Source organism: Pandoraea sp. SD6-2 (assembly GCF_000389825.1).
GTDB lineage: Bacteria > Pseudomonadota > Gammaproteobacteria > Burkholderiales > Burkholderiaceae > Pandoraea > Pandoraea communis.
Genome location: NZ_KB944454.1, coordinates 489,612 through 505,986, shown reverse-complemented (window position 1 = coordinate 505,986; position 16,375 = coordinate 489,612). Strand labels below are relative to the sequence as shown.

Annotated in this window: 17 protein-coding genes; 10 read left to right on the top strand and 7 right to left on the bottom strand. The window is 64.4% G+C overall.

The window, feature by feature from the left end; genetic code table 11:
- The first annotated feature begins 183 nt into the window (after window positions 1–183).
- From C266_RS18600 to phnE, 7 genes are all read left to right on the top strand, one after another.
- Window positions 184–2,166, top strand: a complete 1,983-nt coding sequence (locus C266_RS18600) for a monovalent cation:proton antiporter family protein (RefSeq protein WP_010804816.1) — start codon at window positions 184–186, stop codon at window positions 2,164–2,166.
- A 150-nt stretch (window positions 2,167–2,316) separates the two neighbouring features.
- Entirely contained in the window at window positions 2,317–2,868 is a 552-nt protein-coding gene (locus tag C266_RS18595; protein WP_010804817.1) for an adenine phosphoribosyltransferase, read from the top strand.
- 58 nt (window positions 2,869–2,926) lie between these two features.
- Window positions 2,927–3,541, top strand: coding sequence for a LysE family translocator (locus tag C266_RS18590; RefSeq protein ID WP_010804818.1), 615 nt, complete (start codon window positions 2,927–2,929; stop codon window positions 3,539–3,541).
- Between the two features lie 98 nt (window positions 3,542–3,639).
- Window positions 3,640–4,395, top strand: a complete 756-nt coding sequence (locus C266_RS18585; RefSeq protein WP_010804819.1) for a DeoR/GlpR family DNA-binding transcription regulator — start codon at window positions 3,640–3,642, stop codon at window positions 4,393–4,395.
- Window positions 4,396–4,995: 600 nt separating this feature from the next.
- On the top strand, window positions 4,996–5,862 hold the full coding sequence (gene phnC, locus C266_RS18580) for a phosphonate ABC transporter ATP-binding protein (protein WP_010804820.1): 867 nt from the start codon (window positions 4,996–4,998) through the stop codon (window positions 5,860–5,862).
- Between the two features lie 16 nt (window positions 5,863–5,878).
- Window positions 5,879–6,847, top strand: coding sequence for a phosphonate ABC transporter substrate-binding protein (gene phnD, locus C266_RS18575; protein ID WP_010804821.1), 969 nt, complete (start codon window positions 5,879–5,881; stop codon window positions 6,845–6,847).
- A gap of 171 nt (window positions 6,848–7,018) precedes the next feature.
- Window positions 7,019–7,825, top strand: a complete 807-nt coding sequence (gene phnE, locus C266_RS18570; protein WP_010804822.1) for a phosphonate ABC transporter, permease protein PhnE — start codon at window positions 7,019–7,021, stop codon at window positions 7,823–7,825.
- A gap of 245 nt (window positions 7,826–8,070) precedes the next feature.
- Here phnE and C266_RS18565 read toward each other — a convergent pair whose 3' ends face one another.
- From C266_RS18565 to phnG, 7 genes are all read right to left on the bottom strand, one after another.
- Window positions 8,071–9,207, bottom strand: coding sequence for an alpha-D-ribose 1-methylphosphonate 5-triphosphate diphosphatase (locus tag C266_RS18565; RefSeq protein WP_010804823.1), 1,137 nt, complete (start codon window positions 9,205–9,207; stop codon window positions 8,071–8,073).
- Window positions 9,208–9,223: 16 nt separating this feature from the next.
- Window positions 9,224–9,928 (bottom strand): phosphonate C-P lyase system protein PhnL, encoded by a 705-nt coding sequence (gene phnL / locus C266_RS18560; RefSeq protein WP_036663770.1) that lies wholly within the window; start codon window positions 9,926–9,928, stop codon window positions 9,224–9,226.
- A 95-nt stretch (window positions 9,929–10,023) separates the two neighbouring features.
- A complete protein-coding gene (phnK, locus tag C266_RS18555) occupies window positions 10,024–10,797 on the bottom strand; it encodes a phosphonate C-P lyase system protein PhnK (RefSeq protein ID WP_010804825.1) in 774 nt (257 codons plus the stop codon).
- A 38-nt stretch (window positions 10,798–10,835) separates the two neighbouring features.
- The gene (locus C266_RS18550; protein ID WP_010804826.1) at window positions 10,836–11,723 is read right to left on the bottom strand and encodes an alpha-D-ribose 1-methylphosphonate 5-phosphate C-P-lyase PhnJ; all 888 of its coding nucleotides are present in this window, start codon (window positions 11,721–11,723) and stop codon (window positions 10,836–10,838) included.
- Window positions 11,720–12,964: a carbon-phosphorus lyase complex subunit PhnI gene (locus C266_RS18545; protein WP_010804827.1), complete on the bottom strand. Its 1,245-nt coding sequence runs from the start codon at window positions 12,962–12,964 to the stop codon at window positions 11,720–11,722. Before C266_RS18545 ends, C266_RS18550 begins: the two co-directional genes overlap by 4 nt.
- The gene (gene phnH, locus C266_RS18540; protein ID WP_036663767.1) at window positions 12,964–13,593 is read right to left on the bottom strand and encodes a phosphonate C-P lyase system protein PhnH; all 630 of its coding nucleotides are present in this window, start codon (window positions 13,591–13,593) and stop codon (window positions 12,964–12,966) included. Before phnH ends, C266_RS18545 begins: the two co-directional genes overlap by 1 nt.
- Before the next feature lie 6 nt (window positions 13,594–13,599).
- Window positions 13,600–14,088 (bottom strand): phosphonate C-P lyase system protein PhnG, encoded by a 489-nt coding sequence (phnG, locus tag C266_RS18535; RefSeq protein WP_010804829.1) that lies wholly within the window; start codon window positions 14,086–14,088, stop codon window positions 13,600–13,602.
- Window positions 14,089–14,182: 94 nt separating this feature from the next.
- Here phnG and phnF point away from each other — a divergent pair, with 94 nt between their 5' ends.
- Genes phnF through phnN form a run of 3 tightly spaced genes read left to right on the top strand, consistent with a single transcriptional unit; the run spans window position 14,183 to window position 16,253 of the window.
- Entirely contained in the window at window positions 14,183–14,944 is a 762-nt protein-coding gene (gene phnF, locus C266_RS18530) for a phosphonate metabolism transcriptional regulator PhnF (RefSeq protein ID WP_010804830.1), read from the top strand.
- Window positions 14,941–15,690 (top strand): DUF1045 domain-containing protein, encoded by a 750-nt coding sequence (locus tag C266_RS18525; RefSeq protein ID WP_010804831.1) that lies wholly within the window; start codon window positions 14,941–14,943, stop codon window positions 15,688–15,690. The genes phnF and C266_RS18525 overlap by 4 nt, the downstream gene beginning before the upstream one ends.
- Window positions 15,687–16,253, top strand: a complete 567-nt coding sequence (phnN, locus tag C266_RS18520; RefSeq protein ID WP_010804832.1) for a phosphonate metabolism protein/1,5-bisphosphokinase (PRPP-forming) PhnN — start codon at window positions 15,687–15,689, stop codon at window positions 16,251–16,253. Before C266_RS18525 ends, phnN begins: the two co-directional genes overlap by 4 nt.
- Window positions 16,254–16,375 lie beyond the last annotated feature (122 nt).

The window sequence follows — 16,375 nt, the reverse complement described above, 5'->3', positions numbered from 1 at the left end:
AGTATATCAAAACGGACGCGGCGCCGAGGACAGCCGCGCCAGGCTTGGCCCCGCGGCGTTCGCGCCGTTTCGCGGCGCGGCCCGGTCCCCCTCGGATGCCGCCGCGCGGACGCAATCTGGCACGGCACTTGCATCATCCGTGCCGTGCGTATTCGGATTCACCCAGGAAACCCACCTTAGCTGATGGCATCGCCGCTCGAACTCACTCTCGTCCTGTTGTTTGCCGCCTGCGTTGGGGTGGTGCTGTTCCGCATGCTCCATTTGCCGCCGATGCTTGGCTATCTGAGCGTAGGCATCGTGATCGGCCCGCACGCGCTGGGGCTGGCCGCCGATTCGCAGCGCGTGCAATACCTCGCGGAGTTCGGTGTCGTCTTCCTGATGTTCTCCATCGGCATCGAGTTTTCGCTACCCAAGCTCAAGAGCATGCGCCGCGTGGTGTTGGGGCTTGGCGTTTCTCAGGTCTTGGGGACGTTGATCGTGGCGGTCGGGCTGGGGGCGGCCGTCAACCTGTTCTGGTCGTTCTCGTGGCAGGCATCGGTAGCACTCGGTGGTGCGCTTGCCATGTCGTCGACGGCCATCGTCACCAAGATGCTGGCGGAGCGTCTGGAACTGGAGACCGAGCACGGCCGCAACATCATGGGCGTGCTGTTGTTCCAGGATCTGGCCGTCGTGCCGCTGCTGATCGTGATCTCCGCCCTTGGCGGTAATTCGAAAGCGCTGGTGCTGGCGCTGACGCTGGCCGCGCTCAAGATTACCGGCGCGCTGGCGTTGTTGCTGTGGGTTGGTCAGAAACTGGTCGGCCGCTGGTTTCACATCGTGGCGGCGCGGCGCTCGCAAGAGCTGTTCATGCTCAACCTGCTGCTGCTCACGCTGGGCCTTGCGTATATCACCGAGCATCTTGGCCTGTCGATGGCCCTGGGGGCGTTCATCGCGGGCATGTTGATTGCAGAGACGCCGTTCCGCCATCAGGTGGAAGACGACATCAAGCCGTTCCGCGACGTACTGCTGGGTCTGTTCTTCATTACGACCGGCATGTTGCTCGACCCGGCCATCGTCATGAAGCAGCCGCTGCTCGTGCTGTTGTTCTTCGTCGGCCCGCTGATCGTCAAATTCACGCTGATCGCCGGTCTCGCGCGTTTATTCGGCAGCTCGCCCGGCACGGCGATCCGTACCGGTCTTGGCTTGGCGCAGGCCGGCGAGTTTGGCTTCGTGCTGCTCAATCTGGTGATCGACCGGCAACTGCTCGACCCCTCGCTGTCGCAGGCTGTGCTGGCCGGCATGCTGCTCTCGATGCTGTGCGCGCCGTTTCTCATCATCAACGCCGACCGGATCGCGCTGCGTTTCGTCGCCAACGAATGGATGATGCAGTCGTTGCAGATGACCAAGATCGCCACACAGAGCATCAAGACTTCGGGGCACGTCATCATCTGCGGGTATGGGCGATGTGGCCAGAACCTCGCGCGCATGCTCGAGCAGGAAGGCATCGGGTACGTGGCGCTCGACCTCGACCCCGACCGCGTGATGGAAGCGGCCAGTTCCGGCGAGACCGTCGTGTTCGGCGATGCGGCCCGGCGTGAAGCGCTCGTCGCCGCAGGGATTCACCGCGCCGCCGGTATCGTGGTGACGTACGACAGTACTCCGGCCGCGCTAAAAGTGTTGGCGCAGGTTCAGGCGCTGGAGCCGACCTTGCCGGTTGTCGTGCGCACGGTCGACGACACGCATATCGACGACCTGATCGCCGCAGGCGCGACCGAAGTCGTGCCCGAGATCGTGGAGGGCAGTCTGATGCTGGCGTCGCACGCGCTGGTGCTCATGGGCGTGCCGATGCGCCGCGTGTTGCGCCGGGTGGCGCAGGCGCGTAACGAGCGCTACAGCCTGCTGCGCGGCTATTTCCACGGCCTTGACGACGAGGACGAAGGCGGCGAGCGCGAGCAGGTCCGCCTGCAATCGGTGCCACTGTCGCTGAACGCCGATGCGGTCGGGCGCACACTCGGCGAACTTCGGCTCGACAAGCTCGGCGTGACCGTCACGGCCATCCGCCGGCACGGTATTCGCGGCGTCGAGCCGGTGTCGGAAACGCGTCTGATGGCCGAAGACATCGTGGTGCTGCGCGGTCTGCCCGAAAAACTGACGGCGGCCGAACACCGTCTGCTGGGGCGCGAATAGCAGGCATCAGAAGACGTTCGGAGACGTCCGGACGTGTGCAGGGCGGGCAAGGCACCTGCTCAGGGGCGTCTTCGCCAAATGACGACGGGGCGCCGGGCCTTTTTGGCATAATGTGGCGTGTTACCTATCAGTACCCCAAGAAGGATCCCCGTGCAGATCGATGAGTCTCCTGCCGCTTATATCAAAAGCCAGATCCGCACCGTGCCGGACTGGCCCTCGCCCGGCGTGCAGTTTCGCGATATCACCCCGTTGCTCAAGAACCCGCGCACCTTGCGGGTGTTGATCGACGTGTTCGTGCATCGCTACATGGAGCACCGGCCCGATTACATTGCCGGGCTCGACGCGCGCGGCTTCATCCTCGGTTCGATTCTGGCGTACGAGTTGAACATCGGCTTCATCCCCATTCGGAAGAAGGGGAAGCTGCCGTATCAGACGGTTGCGGAAGAGTACGAGCTGGAATACGGCAGCGCGACCGTCGAGATTCACGCCGACGCCTGCGGTCCGGGGGATCGCGTGCTGCTGATCGACGATCTCGTCGCCACCGGCGGCACCATGCTGGCGGGCAAAAAGCTGCTTGAGCGTCTGGGTGCCACCGTCATCGAAGGCGCGGCCATCGTCGACTTGCCGGAACTGGGCGGCTCGCGTCTGATTCGCGATGCCGGATTGCCACTGTTCCTGCTGTGTTCGTTCGAAGGCCACTGAGCACGCGCCCGGCCCGCCTCGATCCCCCCATGCCCTTTCCCTGACCTGGACCGCGTCGATGCCCAATCTCTGGCTGTTCCTGCTGACCTCGGTCGCGATCACACTCGCACCGGGCCCGGACAACATGCAGGTCATCGCGCGCGGCATTGCGCAGGGGCGCCGTGCCGGGCTGGCTGCTGCGGCCGGCTTCACGTTCGGCTGCCTTTTCCACACGACCGTCGCGGCCGTCGGTCTAGCCGCCGTGCTGCGTTCGTCGCCGTGGGCGTTCGAGGCGATCAAACTGGCGGGCGCGGCCTATCTCATCTGGATCGGCATCAAGGCGCTGCGCGCGCGTGGCGCCATGGCGCTGGCCAACGACGCCACACCGCAACCGCTCTCGGCGGTCTTTCGTCAGAGCGTGTTCGCGAACATGCTCAATCCGAAAGTCACCCTTTTCTTCCTTGTGTTCCTGCCGCAGTTCGTGCGTGCCGACGCGGCCCATCCGGGCTGGCAGATGCTGCTGCTCGGCCTTGTGTTCATGGGGCAGACCATCGTCGTGTTCAGCGCGTACGGCTGGTTCGCGGGCGTGCTGGGGACGTGGCTCAAGCGCCGTCCGGGCGCGGGGCGTTGGCTTGACCGCGTGGCCGGTGCGATCTTCATCGGTTTGGGTCTGCGTGTCGCGTTGCAGGGGTAACGACGACACCGGCGGGGGGCACCCGCGCTTGTGCATGACCGGCATCGGTTTTGTCGATGCCGCCAGAGATTTCGTAGTCCAACCGACATTGTCCGATCATGCTTGCCGAACAACGCCAACAATACGTGCTCGAACAACTTGCCAAGACCGGGGCCCTCGCGATCAGCGATCTGGTGCGTGAGTTGGGTGTCTCGCGAGAGACCGTGCGTCGAGACCTGAACACACTGGCCGCGCGCGGCCTGTTGCTCATGACGCACGGCGGCGCGCTGGCCGCCGACCGCAGCGAGCCCGACTGGACGCTGCGCGAGAACCTCAACGCCGCGGGCAAGCGCGCCATCGGCGTACGGGCGGCGGAACTCGTGCCCGACGGCGCGTCGGTCATCATCGACTACGGCACGACCACGCGCGCGGTGGCGCAGGCGCTGCTCTCCAAGCATCGTCTTCGCATCTATACGAACGACTGGCAGATTGCGCGTTTGTTGGGCCGTCACCACGACAACCGGGTGACGCTGCTCGGCGGAGAATTGCAGGATAACGAAGACGCCGTACAAGGCTGGGACGCCATCAACCAGATATCCCAATATCACGCCGACTTCGCTTTCATTGGCGTGGGCGGCGTGACGGAAGACGGTGGCATTACCGACTTCAATCGCGCGGCGGCCGAGTTGCGTGCGCGCATGTTGCTGTGTGCCAACGTATCGGCCGTCGTGGCGGACCACACCAAATTCGGTCGTGTGACGCCCGTGCGCATTCGCCATTTCGAAGCTGCCCGTTACCTCATCAGCGATGCAGCACCGCACAAGAGCATGCTGGCGCAACTGCGCGCACGCGGCCCGGAACTCCTCATCGCTTAAACACCTAAGTCCGTAAGCACGCAAGCGGGGGGGGGGCGAGCGGGCGGCCCGACAGCCCATCTTCCGCAGAGCGTCAGGCATCTCCGTTCGGCGATGCCGTCCTCACCTCCCTGCCGATCCACGCAAACGCGACCACGGTTCGCCACAGCACGCCACACGTCGCCACGACGGGCAGGTATTCGGCCGGCGGTCTCATCTCTACACCTTTGCGGAGTTGCCGGTGGCGCGGCCTTGCGGCGCTTCTTGCATCGCCGGCGCGCCTCGCCAGTCTCTCGAAAATATGTAGACAAAATCGGTACATGTGCCGGGGGCGACGTTATCTCGTGCCGCCTGGCCCCGACGGTGACGTCCGTGCGGCGACACCCGCCGAAGTCCCAAAAACACTCCCAAAGTACTGACCGAATAAGGGTTTTCGCAGGCGCTGAAAAAGCTGATCGATTGTCACTGTGTTGTCACCGAGGCTTTTTAGACTGCGTTCACTTTTGGCACAAATTGCCACAAAACAGCTAGTCGAGCGATGCGAGCGAAGCACTCCATTTTCAGGGTGCCGTCGACACGGGTGCATCGGGTCCGACCGGCGATTCGACTGACAGGTGAACCGTGGACGAAGCGATTCGAATCGAGCGACTGACCAAGACATTCGGAAGCGGGCGTCGTGCGCTCGACGAAGTGGCGCTCAAAGTCATGCCGGGCGAAATGGTCGCGCTCATCGGGGCGTCGGGTTCGGGCAAGTCGACGTTGATGCGTCACATTGCGGGCTTCGTGGCTGCTGATCAGCAGCCCGGCAGCATTGAAATTCTGGGCCGTCCGATTCAGCGCGACGGCCGTATCGTGCGCGAAGTGCGCCAGATTCGCCGCGACATCGGCTTCGTCTTCCAGCAGTTCAATCTGGTGGGGCGCTTGCCGGTCATTACCAATGTGCTGACGGGCCTGCTCGCGCGCGTGCCGGTGTGGCGCAGCCTGATGTTCCGCTTCACTGCAGAAGAGCGCCAGGCGGCGCTCGCGGCGCTGGCCGAAGTGGGCATTGCCGATCTGGCCTTCCAGCGCGCCAGCACGCTCTCGGGTGGTCAGCAACAGCGTGCGGCACTGGCGCGCACGCTGGTGCAGGGCGCGAAGATCATTCTCGCGGACGAACCGATTGCGTCGCTCGATCCGGAGTCGGCCCGCAAGGTGATGGACATGCTCGCGCGCATGAACCGCGATCACAAGCTGACGGTAGTCGTCTCGCTGCACCAGGTGGACGTAGCGATGCGCTACTGCGTGCGCACCGTGGCGCTGCATCAGGGGCGCGTGGTCTACGACGGCCCGTCTGCGGCGCTCACGCCAGACCTGCTGCGCCGTCTTTATGGCGTGCAGGCGAGCGAGTTGCTCAACGAAGACGCCGATGCCCCGGAGAACGTGACGGGCACGAAGCCGGCCGATGCCGAAGCGCCATTTCTTACCTCGATGTCCCTAAGTCTGACCTGACCTGGAGCTTGCTCTCATGAAACTGTGGAAAACCCTGCTGGCCGGCGCGGCCATGATCGCCTCGGTGGCGGCAGCGCACGCGCAGGAAATCAATTTCGGCATTATCTCGACCGACTCGAGCGCGGCTCTGCGCCAACGTTGGCAGCCGCTGATCGATGACATGGAGAAGCAAACGGGCCTGAAGGTGACCCCGTTCTTCGCCACCGACTATGCCGGTGTGATCGAAGGCATGCGCTTCAACAAGGTGCAACTCGCCTGGATGGGTAACAAGGGCGCGATGGAAGCCGTGGACCGTTCGCAAGGCGAAGTTTTCGCGAAGATCGTGTACGCCGACGGCACGGAAGGTTACTACTCGTTGCTGATCTCGAACAAGTCGAGCCCGTACAAGACGCTCGACGACGTGATCAAGAACGGCAAGAAGATCAACTTCGGCCTGGGCGATCCGACCTCGACGTCGGGCACGCTGGTGCCGGGTTACTACGTGTTCGCGAAGAACAACATCGATCCGCGCACGTACTTCAAGACTGCGCGCAGCTCGAACCATGGTGCGAACCTGATGGCCGTGCTCAACAACCAGGTTGACGTGGCGACGAACAACACTGAAGAGCTGAGCAAGCTTGAGGCAACGCAGCCGGAGAAGGCCAAGCAGGTTCATGTGATCTGGAAGTCGCCGCTGATCCCGTCGGACCCGATGCTGTGGCGCAAAGACTTGCCGGATGCAACGAAGAAGAAGATCCGCGACTTCTTCCTGACCTACGGCAAGGACGCGCATGAGAAGGAAGTGTTGAAGAACATCTACAACTACGGTGGTTTCCGTGCGTCGACCGATGCTCAACTGCTGCCGATCCGTCAGCTTGAACTGTTCAAGCAGAAGGTGCAACTTGAGTCGGATGCCAACATCGACGCTGCCAAGAAGAAATCGCAACTGGCAGAAATCGACAGCAAGCTCGCCGCGCTCGATCAGGAGCTGAACAAGGCGAAGTAAGCGTTTCACCGCAAAAGAAGTCAGTCATTGATTCAAGCGACGTCACAGGGCAGCACGCGCGTGTTGTTCTGTGGCGAATACCCGCGAGCCGGACCCTAATACCTGCCGAGTCCTTTGCGGTCCGATTTTTCTCCGGCCGATGTTATGCCGGTATGACTTGTGGTACTCGACATGAACCCCAGCGTATCCCTCACTGCAAATGGCCGCCTGCCGGGCGAGCCGCCCAAGCGTTCGTGGCTGTCCCTGATCGGTTGGGGAGCGTTCTTCCTGATCCTGGTGTGGTCGTGGGGCGGTGCCGACATGCGTCCGCTCGATCTGATACGCGATTCGGGCAACATGAGTCAGTTCGCGCACGATTTCTTTCCGCCCGATTTCCATGACTGGCGCGTGTATGTCCACGAGATGCTGGTGACCATTCATATCGCGGTGTGGGGCACGGTGTTAGCGGTTGTGTGTTCGATCCCGATGGGGTTGCTTTCGGCGTCGAACATGGTGCCGGCGTGGGTGTATCAGCCGGTGCGTCGCGTGATGGATTCGTGTCGCGCGATCAACGAAATGGTTTTCGCGATGCTCTTCATCGTCGCGGTGGGTCTCGGCCCATTTGCGGGGGTACTTGCGTTGTGGGTGCATACGACGGGCACGCTCTCGAAGTTGTTTGCTGAAGCGGTCGAAGCGATTGATCCGCGTCCGGTAGAGGGCGTGCGTGCAACGGGAGCGCGCGCCATTGACGAAATCCTGTACGGCGTGCTGCCGCAGGTCATGCCCTTGTGGATTTCGTACACGCTGTACCGTTTCGAGTCGAACGTGCGTTCGGCGTCGGTGGTCGGGATGGTAGGGGCGGGCGGAATCGGGGTGGTGCTGTATGAAGTGATCCGCAGCTTCCAGTATGCGCAGACGTGTGCTGTGATGTTGATCATGATCGTTGTGGTGACGTGCATTGACGTCTTCTCGGCGCGAGTGCGCAAGCAGGTGATCTGACGCTGAACAGAGGCTCAGTCGCCAGCAAGCAGAACGCCGATCCTTGGAGATCGGCGTTTCGCGTTTACGCGGGGGGGGATAAAGCGGGGAAGGGTGTTGATAGAAGTACCAGGGGCGAGGAGGGGGATGGACCGGGGCCCCTTTCTGCAGCGAGTTGGGTTTATGTCTGAGAGGCGGAAAGGGGCCCCGGTCCGTCGGGAGGGAGGTGTTGGGGTTGGGGAGGGAGTCGGCTCGCGGCGGAGGGTTCAGGCGACGCGCAGTCCTTCCAGATACGTGGCACGCGGCACTGGCGGCATGCTGGGGCGGATGGCGACGCGCACCATGTCTGCCCGCAAGCCTGGCACGATACCGCCACGGTCCGTGAGGCCGACCGACTGTGCGGGCGTCCACGACACGGTGCGCATTGCTTTCGAGAGCGACCAGCCGATATCGCTATGGAGTTGGAAGGCGGCTTGCAGCAGGCTCGACGGCACGTAGTCTGACGAGAGGATATCGAGCATGTCTTCGCGAGCGAGGTCGGCTGCTGCGACATTACCTGAATGCGACCCGCCTCGCACGATGTTGGGTGCGCCCATAATTACGCCAATCGACTTCTCGCGTGCGGCGCGGGCTGCGGTGAGCGTTGTTGGGAATTCCGAGAGTGCCACACCGTCGCGGACGGCTTCCTCCACGTGTTCAATCGACGTGTCGTCGTGACTCGCCAGCGGCAGACCGCGCTCGCGGCTCATCGCCACGATGGTGCGGCGATGCGGCAAGGCGAAAGCCTCTTGCAGCGCTTTCAGATCGGTCAGCATTGCCTGCCACGTCTCGTCCGACACCTTGCCGTTGCGCTCGTGATACTGGCGATACTGCACTGGGTCGTGCCACTGGCGCTGACCGGGCGTGTGATCCATGACCGACACGAGCCGCAGCAGCGGGTGGTCGCTCATTTCGGCGAACGCGTCTGCCGCGTCGTGCGTGGCGACCTCGCAGCGCAGGTGCAGGAAGTGATCGGCACGGAACAGACCGGCGGCGGCGGTGTCGAGCAGTGCCTGACCGCACTCGTTCTGCACTTTGCGGCTGCGCAGGCCGAACGCGTCGCGCTCGCCGATCACCAGCGAGTCGAAGACCGTGGTGATGCCGGCGGCGGCGACTTGTGCGTCGTGAATTGCGAATGCGGCGTGCGTATTCCAGAGTACGCCGGGGCGCGGCGCGAGGTGCTTTTCCAGATTGTCGGTATGCAACTCCACCAGACCGGGCAATAGATGATCGCCCTCCCAGTCGATGGCCTCTGGCACCTGCGTCGTGCCTTCTTCCACGGAATGAATGCGGCCCTCGCGCACTTCGACGACCCCGGTGAAGGTGGTTTCGGGCGTGACGATGCGGGCGTTCTTGATGAGCATGACAAACTCCGGTGGATCAATGAGCGGGACGAAGCACGGGGCGCATGGCGAGCGTGCGGGAGGCAACCTCATCGCGGGTTGCTTCGTCGTGGAAAATGCCGACGATCGCGCTGCCGGCGGCACGTGCCTCGCCAATCAGTTGCGCGACCACGGCTCGGTTCTGGGCGTCGAGCGATGCGGTCGGTTCGTCGAGTAGCAGCACTGGCGCGGCGGCAATCAGACCGCGTGCAATATTGATACGCTGCTGCTCGCCGCCCGAGAACGTCGCGGGGGCGAGTGACCACAGCCGTTCGGGAATATTCAGACGGGCGAGCAGATCGCGGGCACGGCCTGCGGCGTCGCCGTCACTATGCCCAAGACGGCGCAATGGCTCCGCCACGATATCGAGCGTGCTCACGCGCGGGATCACGCGCAGGAACTGGCTGACATAGCCGAGCGTGGTGCGGCGTACCGAGAGCACCTCGCGGGCGGTGGCGGTGCTCAGGTCGACCCAACGCCGCGTGTGGCCGTCGTCGTGACGGATCTCGATGCGGCCTTCGCCTACGAGATAGTTGCCGTAGAGACAGCGCAGCAGTGTGCTCTTGCCCGCTCCCGATGGACCGACGAGCGCCACACATTCGCCGCGCCGCACGCTTAGATCCACGCCGTCGAGCGCGGGAATGGCCGCGCCGCCCTGGGCGTGCAGCCGGAACGTTTTGTGCAGACCCTGAGCGCGCAGCATGACGTCGTGCTCGCGCGTGGCGAGGGTGACGGACTCCTGCCGGAGCGCTGCCCCGTTGGGGGACGAGGCAGCCGTGAGAAAGTTCGTTCCGGAGTTCATACGGGCAGCACCGAGGAAACCAGCAATTGCGTGTAGGGATGTTGAGGATCGTCGAGCACCTGATCGGTCAGCCCGGCCTCGACCACACGGCCGGCCTGCATCACGATCAGACGATGCGCGATGAGTCGCGCCACGCCGATATCGTGCGTGACGATGATGGCGGCAAGATGAAGGCGCTCGACGAGCGAGCGCAACAGATCGAGCAAACGCGCCTGCACCGATACGTCGAGACCGGCGGTCGGCTCATCCATGAACACGAGGCGCGGTTCAGTCACCAGATTGCGGGCAATTTGCAGACGTTGCTGCATCCCGCCCGAGAACGCGCCGGGCATCTCGTCGACGCGGGCCGGATCGAGCTCGACCTGTGCCATCCAATGGCGGGCCTTGGAGCGGATGTCGCCGAAGTGACGTGCACCGACGGCCATCAGGCGATCGCCGATGTTGCCGCCGGCCGAGACATTCATGCGCAAGCCGTCGCGCGGATTCTGTTCCACGAAGCCCCACTCGGTACGTAGCAGACGACGCTTGTGTGCCTCGTCCAGCGTGCTCAGGTCGTGCAACGTGCCGTCGGTGCCGCGATAGTGCAGCGTGCCGGCGTCGATCTCGTGACGCAGCGCCAGCGCGTTGAGCAGCGTCGACTTGCCCGATCCCGATTCGCCCACGACGCAAACCACTTCACCGGGCCAGAGATCGAACGTCACATCCGTGCAACCGATGCGCTCGCCGTAGTGTTTGCCCAGACCCGCGACACGCAGCAGCGGTTCGTCCATCGGCCGTACGGCGCGCAGGGCCGCATTCGAGAGCGCGTTCATGCGGCCTCCTTCGTTGCCGTGCGGCTGCCGCAGTAGTCGCTGTCCGAACACACATACATGCGGGTGCCCGCGTCGTCCGTGATGACTTCGTCGAGGAAGCTGTCCGTCGCGCTGCACAAGGCGCAATGCGCATCCCACTTCTGGATCTGGAACGGGTGGTCGTCGAAGTCGAGGCTCTCGACCGGCGTGTACGGCGGAATCGCATACAGACGCCGCTCGCGTCCCGCACCGAAGAGTTGCAGCGCCGGGTTCATATGCAGCTTGGGGTTGTCGAATTTCGGAATCGGGGACGGTGACGTGAGGTAGCGCCCGTTCACGATGACCGGATAGTCGTAAGTCGTTGCAATGGTGCCGTGCCGCACAATGTCCTCGTACAGACGCACGCGCATGAGGCCGTACTCGCCCAGCGCATGCAGCTTGCGCGACTCGGCGATGCGCGGCTCCAGACGGAAGAGCGGCTCCGGCATCGGCACCTGATAAACCATGATCTGGCCTTCGTGCAGTGCCGCTTCGGGAATGCGGTGACGGGTCTGGATGACCGTGGCCTCCGACGTTTTCGTCGTTGTGGCCACACCGGCCGTGCGCGCGAAGAAGCGACGGATGTTCACGGCGTTGGTCGTGTCGTCCGCGCCCTGGTCGATGACCTTGAGCGTGTCGTCCGCGCCGATTACGGCAGCGCTCACCTGAATGCCCCCCGTACCCCATCCATAGGGCAGCGGCATCTCACGGCTGCCGAACGGCACCTGATAGCCCGGAATCGCCACCGCCTTGAGCAGGCTGCGGCGAATCATGCGTTTGGTCTGTTCGTCGAGGAATGCGAAGTTGTAGCCCTCCACCGTCGCGGCACCGGCCGTTGGCGAAGACGTTTGCGCGGCGTCGCTCATGCGGCCTCCTGAGAGTTCTGAACGGTGGCGCTGGTGTCGTCGCCAGCGTCCTGTGTTCCGTATTTCGCGGCGTGCTCGGCGCGCAGACGGCGCACCAGTTCCAGCTCGGCCTGAAAGTCGACGTAATGCGGCAGCTTCAGGTGCTGCACGAAGCCGGAGGCTTCGACGTTGTCGCTGTGATAGAGCACGAATTCCTGCTGTTGCGCGGGCGAGGTGACGGCGTCGCCCAATTCCTGCGTGCGCAGTGCGCGGTCGACCAGCGACATGGCCAGCGCCTTGCGCTCGTTGTGGCCGAACGCGAGACCGTAACCTTGCGTGAACTGCGGCGGCACGTCCTGATTACCGCCGAACTGCGTGACCATCTGGCACTCGGTGACCGCGATCTCGCCAATGTCGATGGCAAAGCCGAGCTCTTCCGGCACGATCTCCACGGCGACATGCCCGATGCGGATTTCGCCCGCGAACGGATGATCGTTGCCATAGCCGCGCTGCGTGGAGTAGCCGAGGGCAAGCAGGAAGCCCTCGTCGCCGCGGGCGAGATTCTGCAACCGTGCCGTGCGCGATGCGGGCGTGAATAGCGGGGCGTGCACGAGGTCATGCGGCTCGGGGTCGGTGCCATCGGCACGCAGCGCTTCGAGCAGGCCATCGCGCCCCAGAATATCGGTCACACGCGGCGTGACGCCGATGGGCGGCACGCTGGGGATGGCGACATCGCCCTGTGCAACGGCATTGTGCGATTCGACGCCGGCGGCGTCGTGCGCGGTGTCGGAATCGGTATCGGCACCGACTTCGCCAGGCAATGGCGCACGGCTGCCATGCTCATGTGCCTCGTCTTGCGCGAGTAGCGCGAAGTCGAGCAGCCGTTGCGTGTAGTCGTACGTGGCGCCCAGCACCTGACCGCCCGGCACGTCCTTGAACGTGGCGGAGATGCGGCGCGACAAGCGCATCGCGGCAGTGTCGATGGGCGTTGTCGTGCCCAGACGCGGCAGCGTCGTGCGATAGGCTCGCAGCAGGAAGATCGCTTCGACGAGATCGCCTGCCGCCTGCTTGATCGCCAGTGCCGCGAGCGTTTCGTCATACAGCGCGCCTTCGCTCATCACGCGTGCGACGGCCAGACGCATCTGCTCGCGGATTTGCGTAACGCTCAGCGCGGGCACCTCGGGATTGCCGCGTCGCGCCCGGGCGAGCAGATCCCACGATTGTTCGATGGCGCGCTCGCCACCTTTGACTGCGACGTACATCAGCAAACCTCCACATGCGTGGTGCGCGGCAGGCCGAGCACCGTGTCGCCCGAGGCGATCAACAGATCGAGCCCGGCGGGAAAGCGCGGGGCGAGCGCGGCGCGTGCTTGCCAGAAACCCGTGTCGAGCCCGCCGACCGTCACGTCGGCATGCGCGGCAATGCCGGGGCCGCGCAGCCGCAAATGCAGACCGTCCGTGCCGGTGTGACCGGCGGCGAGCGCCGGCACATCGACGATCAGCGTGGCGCTGTGTTCGGGCGACTCTGCCGTACCGAACGCGAAGCGCTCGAGTGCGGGGCAGCGTGCGGGGTCGGTGAGCAGCGCGAATTGCGCCGTCGCCAGATCCGCTTCGCCACTCAGCAACGGGGCACCCGTGTGAAAGCGCAGTGCGCTCGCCACTTCGGGCAGCGGAAATTGCAGCCAGACGGAGGTCGTCGCGTCGGCCAGGGCGAGCAGCGTGGCGCGCGCGGCGATGCTCGCTTCCTTGCTCAGCGCGAGCCGGCTGCCGACACTGCGCAGCACGCCGGGGCGCGCCAGCGCGTCGAGCACCGCGCGGAATACCCCCTGTGCGTCATGAACGGGATCGGCGAAGCCGGGTTGCAACTGCGACCAGTCAGGTATCGATGCCATCAACATTCAGGCCTCCCGGACCATGGTGAAGAACTCGACGCGGCTTGCGGCCGTGTCGGCGTCGTTCCGGGCCGCGGCGGCCGCCAGCCGTCCGGCAATCGTGGCGAGCGGGCCGGCGGCGAGTATGTTGCGGTGATGCGGCATCTGCATGAGCGCATCGACACGCGCCACGCGCGCGGCGCGCTCGGCGTCGCGGCCCAGCACATAACCGGTGCCGACGACACCGTCGTGCTGACGCAACGTGCAGCGCGTGACGGTTGTCTCGCCGAGGTTGAAGCGATCGCCGCAGCCGCCGACGCGGCCTTGCACCATCACCAGTCCGGTCTGCGGTGCCCGCAGCCAGACGAATTCGGGGGCGTCCGGACAGCGGGCGATGGCGTCGTCAAGCTCGTCGCGCGTGGCGCGGGCGAGCAGCGCGAGCCATTGCGCGCGGGCAGGTGGGGTGGTGTTGCCCTCGCCTTCGTCGCACGCCGTGTGGGAAGATGTGTTTGGCATGATTGTCTAGTCGTATAGACGTGTGTATGATCGCAATAACTTCGGATGGGGTAACGCACGCGAACCCATTACAACTTTGCCGGGTGTCAATTTGATGACAGCACAACTCGAACGTGGCGGCGGCGTCGCCGTCTGGCGGCAGATTGCGCAGATTCTCGCCACGGAAATCGGTGAGCGCCGCTATGGCGAAGGTCTGCCCGACGACCGTCTGCCGAGCGAGACCGAACTCGCACAGCGCTTTGGCGTGAACCGTCACACGGTGCGCCGCGCCATTCTCGGGCTCTCGGAGCAAGGGCTCGTGAACGTCGAGCACGGTCGCGGCACTTTCGTGCAGGCGGGAGCTATCGGTTACGTGATCGGGCGTCGCACGCGCTTTACCGAAAATCTCTCTCAGCACAATCTCAAGACGGCGCAACAGATTCTCTCGGCGCAGAAGGTGAAGGCCGAGGCCACCGTGGCGCATGCGCTCGAGATTCGCGTGGGGGCGCCGGTGTATCGTGTCGAACTCACGCGCCGCAGTCTCGACGCGCAGGGTATCGAGCTGCCGCTCGCGTACAGCGAGAACTGGTTTCCGGCGTCGCGCTTTCCCGACTTCCCGGACGTCTTCGCGCAGCACACATCGATCAGTGCAACGCTTGCGAGCTTCGGCGTCACGGACTATACGCGGCGCGAGAGCCGAATCGGGGCGCGGCTTCCGGACGGCGAGATCGCACGGCATCTCGGCATCAATCGTCAGCAGCCGGTGCTGAGTGTAGAGAGCACCGACATTGACGAAGCGGGCAAGCCCGTTAAGTACGGCATCGCCTATTTCCCGGCGGATCGCATGCAACTTGTGGTGCAGGGAGAGATGGCATGAGCGAGGCGCCGCAACCGATGCTCGATTTGTCCGTGGCACGCTTCGCGATCTACTACGCGCCATCCGCAGGCTCGTGCTGGTGGAACGAAGGCAGCCGGTGGCTGGGACGTGACGCGATCACCGGGCGCCTGCTCAATGCGCCGCAAGTGCCGGGCCTGTCACGCCCGTTGCATGACGTGACGGCCGATCCACGACGTTATGGATTGCACGCGACACTCAAGGCGCCGATGAGGCTCGCGTCTCAGGACGCGCTTGCGCGTTTATCCGGTATCGCCGCCGCCGTGGCCGCGCGTCATGCACCATTCGATCTCGCAGTGCGCACCAGTGTCGTCGATACCGACAACGGCAAGCGGCCGGGCTTTGTCGCGCTGCGTCCCACCGTCGGGTCTGCGGGGGCGAAGGCGGTCGATGTCCTCGCCGCCGACTGCGTGCAGGCGTTCGACGATCTGCGCGCGCCGCCGACGGACGCCGAATTGGCCAAACGTCACGCGCAATCGTTATCGTCGCGTCAACGCGAATTGCTCGCACAGTGGGGATACCCGTACGTGTTCGACGAATTCCGATTTCATGTGACCCTGTCCGATCGTGTGGACGCGAACGATGCGGCCGCGATTGCCGGCTGGTGGCAACCGCGCGTGCAGGCGCTTGGGGTCATGCACGTCGACAGTCTGGCACTCTTCGTGCAACCGTCGCCCGGCGAGCCGTTCCTGCTGCACGAGCGCTTCGTCTTCGGGGAGGGCGCATGAATCACGCACGCCTCTTTTACGTGATGGGACCCTCGGGCGCGGGCAAGGACTCGTTGCTGGCATACGCACGCGAACGGATCGGTGCGGCGTCGCCCGGCGGCACGCCGGTGCTTTTCGCGCATCGCTACATCACGCGGGCGCCATCCGAGGGGGAAAACCACGTCGCGTTGTCGCACGCCGAATTCGCGGTGCGGCACTCGCTGGGTTGCTTCGCGCTCGACTGGACGAGCCATGACTGCCGGTATGGCATCGGCATCGAGATCGATGCCTGGCTGGCGGCCGGGGCAAATGTCGTCATCAACGGGTCGCGGGCGTTTCTCGAGCAAGCGGTCCATCGTTACGGTGAGCGCCTGCATCTGGTGGAAGTCCGCGTCGATCCGGCCGTGCGTGCCCAGCGCCTCGCCAGCCGCGGCCGCGAAACCGGCGACGCCCTCGACAAGCGCGTCGCGCATCAGGTGCAATGGACACCCCCCGAAGGCATTCCCCTCACGGCGATTGCCAACGACGGCGCGTTGGCGCAGGCGGGGGATCGTCTCCTTGATTTGCTGACGAAGCCGGGCTGAGTCCTTGGGGGGGGCGGGGCGGGCCGCGACACCGGACACGGGCGGACTCGCCGCCGCTTCTGTAAAATGCCGGTTTTGCCTCGCTTTCGCGCGCTTCCCATGGGGCGCGTCAGGTCTTCGAC